This is a genomic window from Lactobacillus sp. ESL0228 (assembly GCF_003692825.1).
Classification (GTDB): domain Bacteria; phylum Bacillota; class Bacilli; order Lactobacillales; family Lactobacillaceae; genus Lactobacillus.
In genome coordinates this window covers 35249-50321 of sequence record NZ_REHJ01000004.1, presented here as the reverse complement: position 1 = coordinate 50321, position 15073 = coordinate 35249, and the positions used below count along the sequence as shown (strand labels likewise).

The window sequence follows — 15073 nt, the reverse complement described above, 5'->3', positions numbered from 1 at the left end:
TTTTAAATTTTGTTTTAACCTAGGTGACAAGAAAAGTCGTGTTACTAGTTGTTCCTGCGGCTTTAAAACCATTTTAGGCTTTTGATACATCACCTTATCTCCTATAAATCAAATACTTACTAGCTGAACTTCTACCACATTTTTATTCATGGAAAGATCTTCGATTACACTTGCATAATCAATTGACCGTGGCATCTCAATATCATATATATTAACATAAACGATATTATTCATTGCCTGCCTTACTTTAAAATCAACGTTTACCACAGTGATACCTTGCTTAGTAAAGTAATCGTTAATGAATTCTTTTGTTTCAACTTTATGTTTGTACTCTATTTCCAGCTTTTTCATAGGATGAATATTAATCAATTTTTTTGAAAAAACTAAAACAACAATAACGACTATTGAACCGGCAATTCCGATACTGTAGTCTCCCATTCCAAAAGCTAATCCAACACCAGCAACTGCCCATAAACTAGCCGCTGTTGTTAAACCCAAAATTGTTCGATGTTGAACCAAAATTGTTCCTGCTCCTAGAAATCCAATTCCTGAAACAACTTGTGCAATTAATCTTGCTTCATCGGCTCGAACAACTCCTGCTAATCTAGGCTTTGCTAGAGCAATTTGTAAGGCATCAAATCCAATTTTTTTCTGGATTAGAGCAATTATACATGCACCAACACAAACTAGAACATGTGTCTTGATTCCAGCAGGTCTATTTTTATGTTCACGATCAAAACCGATAACACTTGCAGTTATCACGGATAGTAATAGTCTGATAATAATTTCTGGTAGTGTTACCGCAACATTCACTCAAACCACTCCTATTAACCCTAAAATAATTGCTAAAATCAAAACACCAAGTAAAATCCAATTAACATTAACTTTTTTCGATAGTAACCAGTAGCAGCAGAGCGTTAAAAGTAAAGGAATTAGTCCCTTCCATAACTGATCAAAATAAGTTTGAATCAAAATCGGTTTACCACCAGTAATTGGAATACTCAGTTTTGATTTAAATTGAACCATTGTTGCTGTCATACAACCAATCATCATTAATCCCAATGTTGACGCAGCTTTATTCAATAATTGCATACTTCCACTTTTATACATGTCTTGAATAAAAGTGTCGCCCAGCGTAAACCCCATGTAAGTAAGATAATAACGTGCCAAAATGGATGGAACATTATAAATAATCAAAAATAACAAGGGACCCAAAACTGAACCTTGACTGGCTAAGCTAATACCTATACCAGCAGCAATTACACGTAGAACACCCCAAAAAATTGAATCGCCAATTCCAGACAGTGGTCCCATTAAAGAAGTTTTAATAGCAACCGTTGTTTCAGGATCAAAGTTCGGATCCTGAGCCGTTTTCTTTTCCATCGAAGCAACAAGTCCCATTACGAACGTACCAACATTCTGAGTAATGTTATACCAAGTAGTATGTCTCATCATAGCTTCACGATGTCCAGCTTTATCTTTTTCATAATATTTATCCAGTGCTGGCATGATTGAATACATGAATCCCGGTGCATGTGCTTTTGTTGCACCTACTCGACTTGCAAATACCGTAAATGATCTCCAAAAAATACGATTAATAATCTTTTTGTCTTGAGGTGAAACGCTTTTAGTTAATTTCATGAGAAAAAGTCCTCCTCTTCTTGCGTTGCTGTTGTTTCAGAATTATTGTTTGCAATTATTGCATCAGATTTAGCCAAGGTTTGCTTCTGCCTATTTTCTAGATCCATTAGTTGTTTATCACGCATCCATTGAATAGCAACGATAATAATACCCACAGCTGCTACTGCTACAGATGGAAGATTTAAATAGGCTGCTAAAACAAATCCTAAAAAGTAATATGGGGATAACTGCTTACTCCATAACATCCTCATCAAAATAGCAAAACCAACAGCTGGAAGAAGACCACCTGTTGCAGCTAATCCAGACATAAGATTAGCTGGGATTCGTGCAACTAACTGCTGAACAGGACGAGCACCAGCTAAAACAGCAAAAAAAGTTACTAACGAAAAAACAAAATAATTTAAAAACCACATGCCAAAATGGAGCCAGGTCAAACCTCTGACATTATCATCATTGGCTACTTTATCAACCATTGGAGCAAAGATGTTCATAACAACGTTTTTCATGAACATCAAAATAAATGCAGCAAATACGCCAATTGGAACAGCCAATGCAAGCGCCGCTTTTGTATTTACTCCTAAAGTAATAGCAAAAGTCGTTGCTAAGACGGTAGCTGTAACTGGTTCAGCCGAAAGTGCCCCACCAATATCAACCGCTCCCATAAAAATAGCTTCAAGAGAAGCGCCAATTAAAATACCAGTTTGCATATTACCCATAATTAAACCGGTAATTGTACCGACAATTAATGGACGTTCTATCATTGTCTGACCCCAGAGCCAATTACCACCGAGACAGACAAATACACATAACGCTGCCAAAAAAGCTGTTTGTATCATAGTTATCCTCCTTTACAGTAATTATTTTCCTTTCAATAAAGACTTAATTGGTGTTTTTACGTTACTAGGAACAACTTGATTAAATACTGGAATATCTAATTCAGCTAATTCCTTTAATGAAGTTAATTCTTGTTCAGATAGCATCAAAGTGGATGATAACTGAACTCCTTTATTTGCATCATTAGCAAAACGACCTACATTGGCAACATTAATCCCATCAATTTCTTTAACATTTTTAGCAATTTTAAGTGCATCTTCAATATTATTAGTTAACGCAAAAATTCTCATATCACTTCCCTTAGGATTATTGAACACCTTAATTGCATCATCAACTGTTCGAATCAATAACTTCTTTCCCGTAGGAGTAGCCATTTTCAAAGTCATTTGAACCATGGTATTATTTGCCGCATTATCATTTGCAACAACAATTCCTGGCGTATTTAATTCTTTGGTCCACACTAGTGCAACCTGACCATGAATTAAACGGTCGTCTACTCTTAATTGTGCAATCATTTTTCTTCTCCCTATTCAAAAAAATCTTCATCTGCATCATTCGATTCAGTTTGACTATCATCAATTTGACACAATTCTACTTGGCTTTGATTAATTAAATCCTGTATGTGATCTCTGGTTAATTTCTCATTATCAAGTAAAACTGCCATTACGATCGCAAGATTAGTTTGAGTTACTACAAAAATATTTTTTTTATTAACTGCTTCTAAGACTACTTTTTGATTAACACTTCCTCCCCTTAAATCTGTGAAAATAACTGCTGGGTGTTGTGCATTTTCAATAAATCTTATAATTTGCTTTGTATAATCAGACTGATCGACATATGCATCAATTGTCTGTATCTTATCTCCCATGCCCGTTAAAATTTCAATTGAATTTTTTAAACCACTAGCAAAGTGACCATGACTTGCTACTAATATTTCTGTCATATTCTCTCCTTTTATATCTTTGTGTTTCATTTCCTTATTAGCAATAATCATGCCAACTGCTAAAAATACATATCTATTGGTATAAAAAAAGAAGTGTTTATTTTTTAAACACTTCTTTTTTTATGGTTAAACATTCCTATATAAACTGTTTAAACAATTCGTATAAAAGCGATATTTCATAATATGATATTTGGATATTGTACTTTAACTCAACTGGTTGAAAAATACTACGTGTAACCTTAAAAAAGATTTTTTCTTTCTCTGTTTTTGGTTGAACTATACTTGAATTACTCTTGCGCATCATTGTACGTTCAATCATTAATGCTATATGCATATAAAGATTCAATTTAACTTTGCCATCTAATTTTAAATTGTAAAAATCTTCGTATTTTTTATTAATTGTTTCTACTTCTTTTAATACCACCTCTGGGTTCAAAAAACTTAAACGTTCAGAAATTCCTTCTTTAGAAAAGAAACGCAATAATTGATCATTAAAACTTATCAATTGTTTCTTGGTTAAGTATGGGGCTAACCAATGATTTAGTTTATTCTCCCCCGTAGAATCCAATATATTATAGAGATTCATATGGTTAAATTCGACTTTTTCGCTAATATCAATCGTTGTTAAAACAAATAATGTCTGTTTAAAATACGACCAACTTTTACTAGATATTTTTTCTTTTAACTTATTATAGCCAATTGGGATAACCATAATATTATCTGGTAAATATTTCTGCATAATATCGCTAATCTTTTCTGCAATTCCTAAACCAGAAATACAAGAAACCAGAATATTGGTCGATTGAGAAAATCCTTCATAATATTTAGTATTGATCTGATAATCTTTTTCTGCTTCCTGCGCTATTTGCTTAAATGATAGATTTTGTTTCATTTTTAGAGCTAAGTCAAGAGCTGTCAAGGTTGTTAAATTATTAACTACTAGTAAATCGCCATTTAATTGTGAACTAATTTGGGTATAAAGCTGACTTAATGACCCCATATCAACCATTAAAATAAAACCATTAGATGTATTATAACTAGCAATCAATTTTTTTGTCTCTTCGATAATCGATGAAATGTTAGCTTCTATCGGCATATCAATTGCATCAAATAGATAATTATTACAAAGTGAATTAACAACAGTTTGAATACTGGTGGCTGTATTTTCACCATGAGCTACCATTAATCCACGTAATTGAATTTGCTCATCCACATAATCACTTAGTAAAATAGCCAAAATATTTGTTAATCCTTTATGACTTTGTATATCTAAAATTGGAAGCATATTATAAAAATTCTTGGCCACATGAAAGGCTCGTGGAAAATGATTTAAGATAATTGTACGTAATTTAGTACTATTACAAATTGGTGTAAAATGATGCTCATAAAGTTCATATATAATTGTCTCTAAGTAATCTGCCGTTTTTAAACCAAACTGTTTTTTAATTACTTTTTCAAAAATTCTTTTATGCTGTAAATGTAATCCAGTTATTGATCCATCCCTTATAATAAATTTACTAATATTTTGAATCTGTAGCTTACACCTAGTTAGATTATCCTTAGAATAATTTGTACTTAAGTCTTTCAAGGAATTATTAATAAACATTAGTTCTTGGCTTAAACTAATGTTTGATGTAAAAATTGGTTCTTGGCTAGAATTAACAGTAATTGTTCCGTAATCCTTAAATGGTTGCAAATTATTTAATACCACATCTTTTAATTTTAAGTTGATAATATCATAATTGTACCAATCATGATATGCTGTGGCGCATGAAACTTTAATAATATTTTTTAAATAACCAATATTTCCTGCATGATCAATTTGCATTAATGCAGAAACAACTTCTTTATCTACCACTATCTTTTTGCTAAGTCGCTGTGCTTCTGTATAAAATAGTTCATTTAAAAGTTCTAATCGCTCGTCAACTGGCCTTGAAATCAGATTTGGTAGTTTAACCTGGACCGGTACTCTGCGTAAAAAAGTATCAAGTAAAACATTTTCTGGTTTTTCTGTAGTTGCCATTATTAGCCGAACATTAGCTTTAATCGGATGAACATTGTCTCCTACTTTATAAAACTGTCCTGAATCAATAAAGTTAAATAATTTTTCTTGATTTTCACTATTTAACCGATGAACTTCATCTAAGAAAAGATAACCATTATCAGCTTCTTTAAGTAGACCATTTTTTTCAGAATCTGCACCTGTAAAAGCTCCCCTCACATAACCAAATAGCATACTGGAAATTAATTCCGGATTATTAGCGTAATTAGCACAATTTAAAACAATATATGGCGACTTATCGGAAATAGCACCTTCACGTTTAGCATAATCATATAACTTATTAGCTAAAAAGCTTTTACCAGAACCCGATTTCCCTGTAATCAAAACATTTAGTCCATTGGGAGGATAAATGGCTGCTGCACATAACTGATCGATAATTTTCTTTAATGATCCATGATTTCCTATCACATTTTTAAAAACACCAGTAGCTGTTGGAGTAGTATCACCAACAGAAATTTTTCGCCATTTTACAGGTCGCTCTTCGATTTTTTGAACCTTATTTTCTTTAACAAGCTGATTAAGGTAATGACTGATGACAGATCTAGATAGATTTAATTTTCTCGCTAAATCACTTGTACAAATTTCTTCATCATCAGCTAATTCTTCTATTTTGTTTAAAACTATCTTTTGCGCAGTCCTCATGTTTTTACTCTCCTCAACTATGTATAGCTTTAGACTCAATTATATTCAACTATAGTTAATTTGTGAATTCGTTTTCTTAAATTGCTTTTAACAGTACTATAGAAGAAATATTTATTTAAAATACAGCTTGACATTATCTTTTTCATATTTTATAATTTTCTCATTAAGGTTGGAGGTAAATTTTAATGAATATCAATTTAAAACCTAACTTACAACTGAATAACCGCTATTACTTTAGCTATTTTAGATAAAGTTTGGGTTCATCATAGATGAATTCGAACATATTCTAGTTTGAATTTATCTATGATGGCTAAAGCCCTTTAAATTACGGTTAGCCACATAGTATCTGAGTGGTTAACCGCAATTATTGTTTAATATCAATTTGTGTACCCACTCAGAAATGAGTGGGTATTTTTGTCGTTACAGAATATGGAGGAAACACGATGAATATTAAAAAATTAATTGCAGGTATTAGTTTAGCCAGCTTATTAGTATTAGGTGGTTGTAGTAACAAAAAAGCTAATAGCACCGCAAGCGTAAAGCATGTTGGAGTTTTACAAGTTGTACAACATCCTTCTTTAGATAAAGCCTACCAAGGTTTTAAAGAAGGACTAAAAGAAGGTGGCTACACGGAAGGCAAAAATCTTAAAATTGATTACCAAAACGCGCAAAATAGTCAAGATAATTTAAAAAGTATGAGCGAAAAATTAGTTAACGAAAAATCCGATTTAATACTAGGAATTGCTACACCGGCTGCTCAAAGCATTGCTAGTGCTACTCAAGATATTCCAACCGTGGTTACTGCAGTTACAGATTTAAAGGCAGCTAAACTAGTCAACTCGAATAAAAAACCCGGTCGCAATATTACAGGAACGACAGATATGGTTTCAATTGATAAACAAATCAGTTTACTTCTATCAATTGTTCCAAAGGCAAAAACAATCGGTGTTATGTACAATGCCGGAGAAGCAAATTCTAAAATTCAAGCCGATTTAGCTATCGCTGCTTTAAAGAAAGCTGGTATAAAAGTCTTAGTTAAAACGGCTAATACGACAAATGACGTTCAACAAGTTACGGAAACACTTGCAGAAAAGGTTCAGGGAATTTACGTTCCAACTGATAATACTTTTGCCTCAGCAGCCTCAATTATTGGCAAAGTCGTCAAAGAAAAGAAGATCCCATTAGTAGCTGGTTCAACTGACCAAATTAAGACTGGTGGTTTAGCCTCGATTGGTATTGACTATGAAGAACTAGGAAAGCAAACTGGAAAAATGGCGGCCAAAATTTTAGATGGTAAAGCTAAACCAGCTGAGATGCCTGTTGAAAAAGCAAATCAATTAAAATTAGTCGTTAATAAAGAAATGGCCAAAGCTTTAGACATTAACCCCCACTCAATTAAGGCACCCAAATAAGATAGAAAGGTAACGTGAACGTTAATTATGATGAATACTTTTTGGGATCTATTTCTTTCAGCTACCTCACAAGGATTGCTATGGTCATTAATGGCAATCGGAGTTTATTTAACTTTTCGAATCTTAGATCTAGCCGATATGACTGCTGAGGGAAGTTTTCCTTTAGGTGGTGCTATTACCACAATGTGCTTAATTCAAGGTATTAATCCGATCTTAGCTACCCTAGCTGCATTTGGCGGGGGCTTAATTGCCGGTTTTGTCACAGGATTTTTAAACACCAAGTTAAAAATTCCATCATTACTAGCAGGAATTATTACAATGACCGGATTGTATTCCATTACTTCGCGAGTAATGAATAACGCAGCCAATGTTTCACTTTTAGGTAAACAAACAATTTTTACAATTGCCCAAAATTGGGGGTTATCACGTAATAATGCTGTCATTATAATGGGGTTATTCATTGCCTTATTAGCTATTGGACTATTAGTCGTCTTTTTTAAAACCGAAATTGGTTTGGCAATGCGGGCAACTGGTGATAATTCCGAAATGAGTGCTGCTAATGGAATCAATACTCAAGCAATGAAAATTCTCGGTTATATGATCTCTAATGCCTGTATTGCTCTCTCAGGTGGACTTTTAGCACAAAATAATGGCTTTGCTGATCTTAATTCTGGCGTAGGTACAATTGTTATTGGATTAGCCGCTATTATTATTGCAGAAGTTTTAATTCGCCACTTATCAATTGGAGCCAGATTACTGACCCTAGTCTTAGGTGCTATTATTTATCGGTTAATCTTAGCTCTAGTCTTTCAAATGAATGTTGAACCATCCGATGCTAAACTAGCTTCTGCACTAGTTCTGGTTGTTTGTTTGATACTGCCTAATTTTCATTTACCACATAATTTAAAGGGAAGGAAATAAAATGCCTAAAGTATTATCAATTAATAATCTTCATCAAACCTTTGAACAAGGAACAGTTAATGAAAATCGTGTCTTAAGAGGAATTGATCTTGAACTAGAGACGGGCGATTTCGTGACTATTATCGGTAGTAACGGTGCTGGTAAATCAACCTTATTAAATAGCATTGCTGGCACAATTCCCGTTCAAGAGGGACAAATCATTTTAAATGGTACTGATATCAGCAAGTTCCCTGTAACAAAGCGCGCCAAAAAGATCAGTCGTGTTTTTCAAGATCCTAAAATGGGAACTGCTGTGAGACTAACTGTAGAAGAAAACTTGGCACTAGCAATGAAACGTGGTCAACATCGTGGCTTTCGTAACGGCGTTAAAAAACACGATCGGCAATTTTTTAAAAAACAATTAGCCCAACTCAATTTAAACTTGGAAAATCGTTTGGAAACCGAAATAGGTTTGCTATCAGGAGGTCAAAGGCAAGCAATTACATTATTGATGGCAACATTAAAGCGTCCTGATTTAATTTTACTTGATGAGCATACTGCAGCCTTAGATCCTAAAACTTCCATTACCGTAATGGAATTAACTCAAAAACTGATTAGTGAGCAAAATTTAACAGCTTTTATGGTAACTCACAATATGGAGGACGCTATTCATTATGGCAATCGTTTAATCATGCTCCATCAAGGTCGTGTCGCTTTAAACTTGGCAGGAAAAGAAAAGCAAAGTTTAACTGTAACCAAATTAATGGAACTATTTCAAAAACAAGTTGGTTCTAAATTGGAAGATGATGCAATGTTACTTAGTTAAGAAAAAAATGCTGCGCCAACCTCAATAGTCGATCATTAATCCTGTTATAGTCAGAACAATTACCGGTGACTCCAGCGGCTAGCCCAAGAATACCTATCATTGTTCCCTGCTTTTTAGGAATACAATGTCATAATTACTACCTGTGTCAAAGGCAAAATTATGCTACTACCTAGGGCTTGCAGTATACGTCCTATAAGTAGAAAGGCAAAACTATTACTCCACCAGCTAATTAAAGATCCAATAGTGAAAAATGCCATTGCAGAAATAAAGGTTTGTCTTGTGGTGAATCTTTTTATTAAAAATGCTGTAGTTGGTACCATAATTGCCATTGTTAAGCTAAATGCACTAGTCAACCATTGAGCTATTGTAGCAGTAAGTGATAATTCACGCATAATTTGTGGCAAAGCTGTTGTTAATGAAGTTTGCAACAATGAAGACACAATTGCTCTAGTCAGTAATATGCAAAAAATCAAGTCAGTCCTTTTAGTAGTCATAAATTTCTCTTCTTTCATTTAAGTTGAGCTTAATTATAACTAGCTAAAAACTGCAAATACCCAACAATTTAGCCTAAAATATTGGGTAGAATGGCAATATGTAAATTAAATACGAAAAGTCTCCTATTAAGAACATTGATAAGAGACTTTTTAAGTACTATTCAATTTTTATAATTTCATTCACAAATTCTTCGTACGTCTTACATGCAGTTAGTTTGGAAACTTTATTATCATTAATTATGACCTCAGATAATTCATCAAAAACTTTTCGAAATCTTTTATCATCTTTTGAACTCGAAGCCAAAACAATGATTAAATATACTAATTGATTTCCCCACTTAATTCCCTTTGAATTAATATAAATGAACCATTGACTAAATTTAGCATTGTAATTAATCGTGTGAGGTATCGCTACAGAACCAAAAGCTGTACTTGAAAGTTTTTCTCTTTCTAAAATTTTGTTTTCAAAATCATCATCTACAATATTTTTATTTAGAAATTGATTTGAAACATAATTTATTATTTCTTGAGGAGTTCTTTTACAATTTTCCCTAACAAAATTAGTTTCCGAAGTAAATTTATTTAATCCTAATTTTAATTCATGTGACAAATTTATATCTTTAATTTGCTTAATAGCTTTTTGAATTTTATTAATATCATTAGGGAGAAGAAAACTGGATACTTGGACAAAACTATGTTGCTTAATAATCTGATCAGAATTAACAACTATTACTAATTGAGTTTCAGATAAAATATCTGTTTCATCTGAAATAACATTTAATAAAACCATCTCATTACCAAATTTTCTATTCAAACTATCCTTTACAGTTTGAACATCGTCATGATATTCAGGCATAAGTAATTGAGAAATGACTTTATTTTCATTTCTTATTTGCTCAGTAACAATATTACCTACATGAAGCGCTATAAAAGAAATTTCTTCTTCACTAACAGCTATACCCAAGAAATTTTTTATTTCATAAGCAATTAATGTTGCACACTCATAAATTGTTGGTGAAGAATTCTTAATATTTTTGGCTAAAGGGTTATGAATTGGATTGTCGTTTTTAAAACGATTAATTAAACGTAATAAGTGAGGCAAAAAACGCTTTTTAAATAATTCTTCGTCTAAATCAAGATCATAAGTTTTTTTAATAAAGAGTACAATTCTTTTAAACAATTTATTAATCTGAGAATCAGCTGGAAGTTCCACTTTATCATCTTTTGATAGTAGCTGAAACATATCAGTTAACTGTTTAATATCATATTCGGATAAATTATATTTTTTTTCTGTTAGTCCTAATACTATTTCTTTAACTATATTATTACTAATATTCTCCAATCTTACATTCCATTGTGCTTTTTCATTTCTATCAAGCATAATTACTAAGTGCAATAAAATGTTACTAAAGTTATAAGAATCTATTCTGGTTTTTGATTTTACAATACTTTGTCGTAATATTTTACTAACAATGTCAACTTTAATTTCAGGAAAATATTTTTGAATTGCTTTTTCATTTAAAAGTGTTCCATTTAATTCATGATAAATAATGGAAGATAAAAGTTTTCTTTTATCTTCTTCTTTACCCTCAACTTTAAAAAAATCACCTTGTTGAAGTAATTTAAGATTAAAATTGGCAAAATCTTTACGTAAGTTTTTTAATTCTTTACGCAATTCGACATCATTTATATAAAGTTCAGCAGACAAATCATATACATTCACAGATTTTTCAGCTTTAATAAGCTGTCTTATTAACCAAGAATTTCTCTGATTTGCATTAGTTGGTAAATAATTTTTTATTATATAAGATTTAACATCATTCTTTAATTTATACCCTCTAGATCCACTCTCAATCTCAATTTTATTTTTACGCAGCTGGGAAATTTTGTTTTTTACGGTTCTTTCTGATATACCCAATTTCATTGCAAGAGTTTTAGCAGTGATCCAAGATTCATTATTTTTCCGTAAAAAATCCAGCAAATCTCTGTTATCGCCCACATTATAGCTCCTTACTCTAAATTAGAGTGTAATGATCGTAATTTAGCTGTAGTAATAAAACCTGATTTTATGACTTTTAATATTAAGCTATCAAAGAGTATTAACGAAGCTTGTTCATATAAACTTCCCATTGGTTGAATCGAACCATTAATTTTATCTTTGGTTGGTGCATCGATTAAAATCACCATATCACTATTTTGACTAAGTGGCGCAGTTTTATCAGAAGTAAAAGAAATAATTTTTGAACCTGCTGCTCTAGCATTTTTAGCCTGTGAATTTAAAAAAGTTGAACTACCACTAGCCGAATTAAAAATTAGCAAATCATCAAACCCAATTGCCGGTGCTGTAATTTCGGAAACAACATGTACTTGTAATCCGATTTGTGACAAACGATTAGCAAATGCTTTGATCATTAATCCGCTTCTACCCTCTCCTGATAAAAAAATTCTTTTTGATTTAAAAATTAATTTTATAATCTCTGCAACTTTTTTATCTGTCAAGTTATTACTAACATTACTGAGTTCACTACATATTTCTGAAAATTCTTTAATCATGTTTTACATCCATAGCTAAACGCTGACCCACATCACCTGACGGGTGATTCAACAAAAAATCTTTTTTACTAAAATTTTTACACTTCATAAGTATCGTAGCAATTACATCAAAAAGTGAAATTACTGCCAAAGTACTGGTAGTGGCGAGCATATTAAATTCATCTAATTCTTGTTCAACTTTAACTTTAACCATTAAATCAGCTCGTTTAGCTAGCAGTGAATTAGAATTTTCCGTTATTACAATAATTTGCAATCCTTTTTTATGGATATTTTCCACAAAACTAGTTAATTCTTTTGTAGAACCTCCTTTTGAAATAAAAATTATAATATCTTCACTTTTCACCTGTCCAAGACTACCATGTACAGCATCCGAAGGGTTTAAATAAAATGCAGCAATATCAATTACATTTAAAGTATGAACAATTTTTTTAGCTGCCATTGCTGATGTCCCACATCCCGTTAAAAATACATTACCTGTATTTTTAACTAAAGTTGATATTAATTGCGTGATTTGGTCATGATTTATAGTTTGACCAAGTTTTATAATCTCTTCACCTTCATTTTTAAAAAGTTGTACATAATCATTCATTTTTACTATCACCTACAATGATTATTTCAATATTGCGTATACGTTTTCGCGTTTGATCAAAATCTACAAAAAATACTTGTCCAACAGATCCTAATAGTAATTCTCCTTTATGAATGCCCAAAGAAACACTGGAACCAAGAAAGTTAGATCTTAGATGCCCATCCGTATTTAGCATTGACCATTTGACTGCTGGATAGTTAGGGTCTGTTTTTTTCATACCATAAGAAATGTGTTTGGGCCCAGGGCTAAGATATGGATAATTCTCTGATGTTTGGCGTGGTATTATTTTTTCTAATATATTATTCAAATCGACTTGCAAAAAATCATCATTATAATAATTTTTATCATGCATAAACTCATCAAAATATATGGAACACGTAGTATGCGTTGTCTGGACTAAGCAAATACCATTCTGAATACCACTATTATATAGAGCTTCTTGTATTTTATTAGTAATCATATGATAAGATGGTCTATTTTGAACTGTCTTCAGTTGAAATTCTTCAAAATAAAAGCTCATGATTCCAAAGTCGCTTTCACTTGACTCCAAACTTGATCAGTACCAACCCCTGTTAAAAGAGCCACACCGTTGATTACTTTATTTTTAATTTCATCAGGAACAATTGTCGTAGAAATAACAATGTCATAGGCATCATTTTGAATATTATCAACTTCTTGACTAACTGCAGATTGTTTAATTTCAACTTCATTTTTAAATCCATTTTTTTCAAGCCAATCATCAACCTTTGCATGCACAATAGTTGATGTTGCATGCCCTGCTCCACACATAATTAGCATCTTTTTCATAATTATTTACTTTCCTTTACTATTTTTCACCTAAATTGAATTTTTTAACTATGTTTAAATAATATAATAATCCCAAAATAAGAACTATTAGTAATCCTAATCCAACAACACCAAGTTTTTGTGCCATCCATACAAAAATTGAATTTGTCCATAATCCAGATAGTTCAAATGAAAACGCACCTTTGGTATTTATACTATAATTAGCTAGTTTAAAACTTTTCATAACTAATGGTGATAACCATGTTGAGAAATATAGCATTGGTACAGAATAAATAATTGCACCAATTAAGCTTCTAATGATATTGCCCTTAAAAGCCCCTACTAATAATGTAAATACATAAACATATAAAGTTAAATCTCCTAATGGTAATACTTTATTTCCTGGCAAGATTGTTGCTAGGAATAACGAGATTGGAATCATTAATACACTTGTTGCAATAACTGCAGGATGGCCGACAGTTAACGCAGCATCCATACCAATATTAACTTTTTTACCGTGTAAATGCTTTTTAGTAAATTCTTGTGTTGCTGAAGAAATTGGAGTTAAACTTTCCATAAACATTGAAATCATTTTTGGCATAATCTTTAAAGTCGCGCCCATTTCAACTCCAAGTTGTAAAATACCAGCAACATCAAAACCTGCAAGTAAACCTATTCCAATCCCAACAATAAAACCAATTACTAATGGATCACCTAAAATTCCAAAACGTTTTTGTATTTTTTCAGGACTTGCATCTAGTTTATTAAAACCAGGAATTTTATCAAATAGCCAATTCAATGGTACTGCCAATACTGTCGCAGATAACGCCATAGTATGAGTTACTGCTATCCCTGGTAAGTTAAAAAATTTTTCAGTAATTGGTTGCATCAAGTCTGCAAGAAATAATTCTAATAAGAACCCTCCACAAAGGGCAACAATTCCATAAATATAATTACTTGTGACTCCCCATACCAACAATCCGATAAAAGTTGGTTGCCATAAATTCCAAATATCGACATTTAGAGTTCTGGTTAATCCAATCCATACAAGAATTAAATTAATTAATATTGTTATTGGAATAGCTAGAACACCTAAAGAACTTGAAAAAGCAAGTGGACCACCTACACCACATCCTACATCCATAACACTTAATGACAAATGATAACGGGCAACCATCAATTTGATGGCAGGTTGCAAATTAGTTGCCATCATATTAACAACCATATTCATTCCAATAAAGCCTGCGCTCAGCGTAAGTCCTGAAATTAGTGCTTTAGATGGTTTCAAGCCAACAATTAGGCCCAAAATGATAATAATAATTGGAATACCAACTGTTGAACCTAAGTTTAAAAACCAATGTATTGCTTGTCCAAACATTTTTATCACTCCT

At 32.1% G+C, this 15073-nt stretch carries 16 protein-coding genes; 3 read left to right on the top strand and 13 right to left on the bottom strand.

Features of this window, described 5'->3' with window-relative positions:
• Positions 1 to 108: 108 nt before the first annotated feature.
• The 6 genes from F5ESL0228_RS01085 to F5ESL0228_RS01060 form a co-directional block, all read right to left on the bottom strand.
• Complete coding sequence (locus F5ESL0228_RS01085) at positions 109 to 813, bottom strand: MgtC/SapB family protein (protein WP_122017724.1); 705 nt, start codon at positions 811 to 813, stop codon at positions 109 to 111.
• Entirely contained in the window at positions 814 to 1641 is an 828-nt protein-coding gene (locus tag F5ESL0228_RS01080) for a PTS system mannose/fructose/sorbose family transporter subunit IID (protein WP_122017723.1), read from the bottom strand.
• The gene (locus F5ESL0228_RS01075) at positions 1638 to 2477 is read right to left on the bottom strand and encodes a PTS sugar transporter subunit IIC (protein WP_122017722.1); all 840 of its coding nucleotides are present in this window, start codon (positions 2475 to 2477) and stop codon (positions 1638 to 1640) included. The genes F5ESL0228_RS01080 and F5ESL0228_RS01075 overlap by 4 nt, the downstream gene beginning before the upstream one ends.
• A 21-nt stretch (positions 2478 to 2498) precedes the next feature.
• Positions 2499 to 2990: a PTS sugar transporter subunit IIB gene (locus F5ESL0228_RS01070; RefSeq protein WP_122017721.1), complete on the bottom strand. Its 492-nt coding sequence runs from the start codon at positions 2988 to 2990 to the stop codon at positions 2499 to 2501.
• A gap of 11 nt (positions 2991 to 3001) precedes the next feature.
• The gene (locus tag F5ESL0228_RS01065) at positions 3002 to 3418 is read right to left on the bottom strand and encodes a PTS fructose transporter subunit IIA (RefSeq protein ID WP_122022596.1); all 417 of its coding nucleotides are present in this window, start codon (positions 3416 to 3418) and stop codon (positions 3002 to 3004) included.
• 136 nt (positions 3419 to 3554) lie between these two features.
• Positions 3555 to 6122 (bottom strand): sigma 54-interacting transcriptional regulator, encoded by a 2568-nt coding sequence (locus tag F5ESL0228_RS01060; RefSeq protein WP_122022595.1) that lies wholly within the window; start codon positions 6120 to 6122, stop codon positions 3555 to 3557.
• A gap of 443 nt (positions 6123 to 6565) precedes the next feature.
• Here F5ESL0228_RS01060 and F5ESL0228_RS01055 point away from each other — a divergent pair, with 443 nt between their 5' ends.
• Genes F5ESL0228_RS01055 through F5ESL0228_RS01045 form a run of 3 tightly spaced genes read left to right on the top strand, consistent with a single transcriptional unit; the run spans position 6566 to position 9260 of the window.
• Positions 6566 to 7534 carry an ABC transporter substrate-binding protein gene (locus F5ESL0228_RS01055; protein ID WP_122022594.1) on the top strand — a complete coding sequence of 323 codons (969 nt, stop codon included), beginning with the start codon at positions 6566 to 6568 and terminating at the stop codon, positions 7532 to 7534.
• 30 nt (positions 7535 to 7564) lie between these two features.
• Positions 7565 to 8455 (top strand): ABC transporter permease, encoded by an 891-nt coding sequence (locus tag F5ESL0228_RS01050; RefSeq protein ID WP_122022620.1) that lies wholly within the window; start codon positions 7565 to 7567, stop codon positions 8453 to 8455.
• Position 8456: 1 nt separating this feature from the next.
• Complete coding sequence (locus F5ESL0228_RS01045; RefSeq protein ID WP_122022593.1) at positions 8457 to 9260, top strand: ABC transporter ATP-binding protein; 804 nt, start codon at positions 8457 to 8459, stop codon at positions 9258 to 9260.
• Positions 9261 to 9373: 113 nt separating this feature from the next.
• On the opposite strand, the gene F5ESL0228_RS01040 is transcribed toward F5ESL0228_RS01045, so the two are convergent.
• The 7 genes from F5ESL0228_RS01040 to F5ESL0228_RS01010 form a co-directional block, all read right to left on the bottom strand.
• The gene (locus F5ESL0228_RS01040; RefSeq protein WP_158592463.1) at positions 9374 to 9754 is read right to left on the bottom strand and encodes an MFS transporter; all 381 of its coding nucleotides are present in this window, start codon (positions 9752 to 9754) and stop codon (positions 9374 to 9376) included.
• A 157-nt stretch (positions 9755 to 9911) separates the two neighbouring features.
• Positions 9912 to 11753 (bottom strand): transcription antiterminator, encoded by a 1842-nt coding sequence (locus F5ESL0228_RS01035; RefSeq protein WP_122022591.1) that lies wholly within the window; start codon positions 11751 to 11753, stop codon positions 9912 to 9914.
• An 11-nt stretch (positions 11754 to 11764) separates the two neighbouring features.
• Positions 11765 to 12307, bottom strand: coding sequence for a 6-phospho-3-hexuloisomerase (hxlB, locus tag F5ESL0228_RS01030; protein ID WP_122022590.1), 543 nt, complete (start codon positions 12305 to 12307; stop codon positions 11765 to 11767).
• A complete protein-coding gene (locus F5ESL0228_RS01025) occupies positions 12300 to 12896 on the bottom strand; it encodes an SIS domain-containing protein (protein ID WP_122022589.1) in 597 nt (198 codons plus the stop codon). The genes hxlB and F5ESL0228_RS01025 overlap by 8 nt, the downstream gene beginning before the upstream one ends.
• Positions 12889 to 13416, bottom strand: coding sequence for a YjbQ family protein (locus F5ESL0228_RS01020; protein ID WP_122022588.1), 528 nt, complete (start codon positions 13414 to 13416; stop codon positions 12889 to 12891). Before F5ESL0228_RS01020 ends, F5ESL0228_RS01025 begins: the two co-directional genes overlap by 8 nt.
• Positions 13413 to 13703, bottom strand: coding sequence for a PTS sugar transporter subunit IIB (locus F5ESL0228_RS01015; RefSeq protein WP_122022587.1), 291 nt, complete (start codon positions 13701 to 13703; stop codon positions 13413 to 13415). The genes F5ESL0228_RS01020 and F5ESL0228_RS01015 overlap by 4 nt, the downstream gene beginning before the upstream one ends.
• 19 nt (positions 13704 to 13722) lie before the next feature.
• Positions 13723 to 15060 (bottom strand): PTS galactitol transporter subunit IIC, encoded by a 1338-nt coding sequence (locus tag F5ESL0228_RS01010; RefSeq protein ID WP_122022586.1) that lies wholly within the window; start codon positions 15058 to 15060, stop codon positions 13723 to 13725.
• Between the last annotated feature and the right edge of the window lie 13 nt (positions 15061 to 15073).

What these genes read in the sequence shown, in the direction of transcription:
- F5ESL0228_RS01080 (WP_122017723.1), bottom strand. Translation starts at nt 1,641, where the DNA reads ATGAAATTAACTAAAAGCGTTTCACCTCAAGACAAAAAGATTATTAAT.
- F5ESL0228_RS01060 (WP_122022595.1), bottom strand. Translation starts at nt 6,122, where the DNA reads ATGAGGACTGCGCAAAAGATAGTTTTAAACAAAATAGAAGAATTAGCT.
- F5ESL0228_RS01040 (WP_158592463.1), bottom strand. Translation starts at nt 9,754, where the DNA reads ATGACTACTAAAAGGACTGACTTGATTTTTTGCATATTACTGACTAGA.
- F5ESL0228_RS01020 (WP_122022588.1), bottom strand. Translation starts at nt 13,416, where the DNA reads ATGAGCTTTTATTTTGAAGAATTTCAACTGAAGACAGTTCAAAATAGA.
- F5ESL0228_RS01050 (WP_122022620.1), top strand. Translation starts at nt 7,565, where the DNA reads ATGAATACTTTTTGGGATCTATTTCTTTCAGCTACCTCACAAGGATTG.
- F5ESL0228_RS01070 (WP_122017721.1), bottom strand. Translation starts at nt 2,990, where the DNA reads ATGATTGCACAATTAAGAGTAGACGACCGTTTAATTCATGGTCAGGTT.
- F5ESL0228_RS01010 (WP_122022586.1), bottom strand. Translation starts at nt 15,060, where the DNA reads ATGTTTGGACAAGCAATACATTGGTTTTTAAACTTAGGTTCAACAGTT.
- F5ESL0228_RS01065 (WP_122022596.1), bottom strand. Translation starts at nt 3,418, where the DNA reads ATGACAGAAATATTAGTAGCAAGTCATGGTCACTTTGCTAGTGGTTTA.
- F5ESL0228_RS01055 (WP_122022594.1), top strand. Translation starts at nt 6,566, where the DNA reads ATGAATATTAAAAAATTAATTGCAGGTATTAGTTTAGCCAGCTTATTA.
- F5ESL0228_RS01015 (WP_122022587.1), bottom strand. Translation starts at nt 13,703, where the DNA reads ATGAAAAAGATGCTAATTATGTGTGGAGCAGGGCATGCAACATCAACT.
- hxlB (WP_122022590.1), bottom strand. Translation starts at nt 12,307, where the DNA reads ATGATTAAAGAATTTTCAGAAATATGTAGTGAACTCAGTAATGTTAGT.
- F5ESL0228_RS01025 (WP_122022589.1), bottom strand. Translation starts at nt 12,896, where the DNA reads ATGAATGATTATGTACAACTTTTTAAAAATGAAGGTGAAGAGATTATA.
- F5ESL0228_RS01045 (WP_122022593.1), top strand. Translation starts at nt 8,457, where the DNA reads ATGCCTAAAGTATTATCAATTAATAATCTTCATCAAACCTTTGAACAA.
- F5ESL0228_RS01075 (WP_122017722.1), bottom strand. Translation starts at nt 2,477, where the DNA reads ATGATACAAACAGCTTTTTTGGCAGCGTTATGTGTATTTGTCTGTCTC.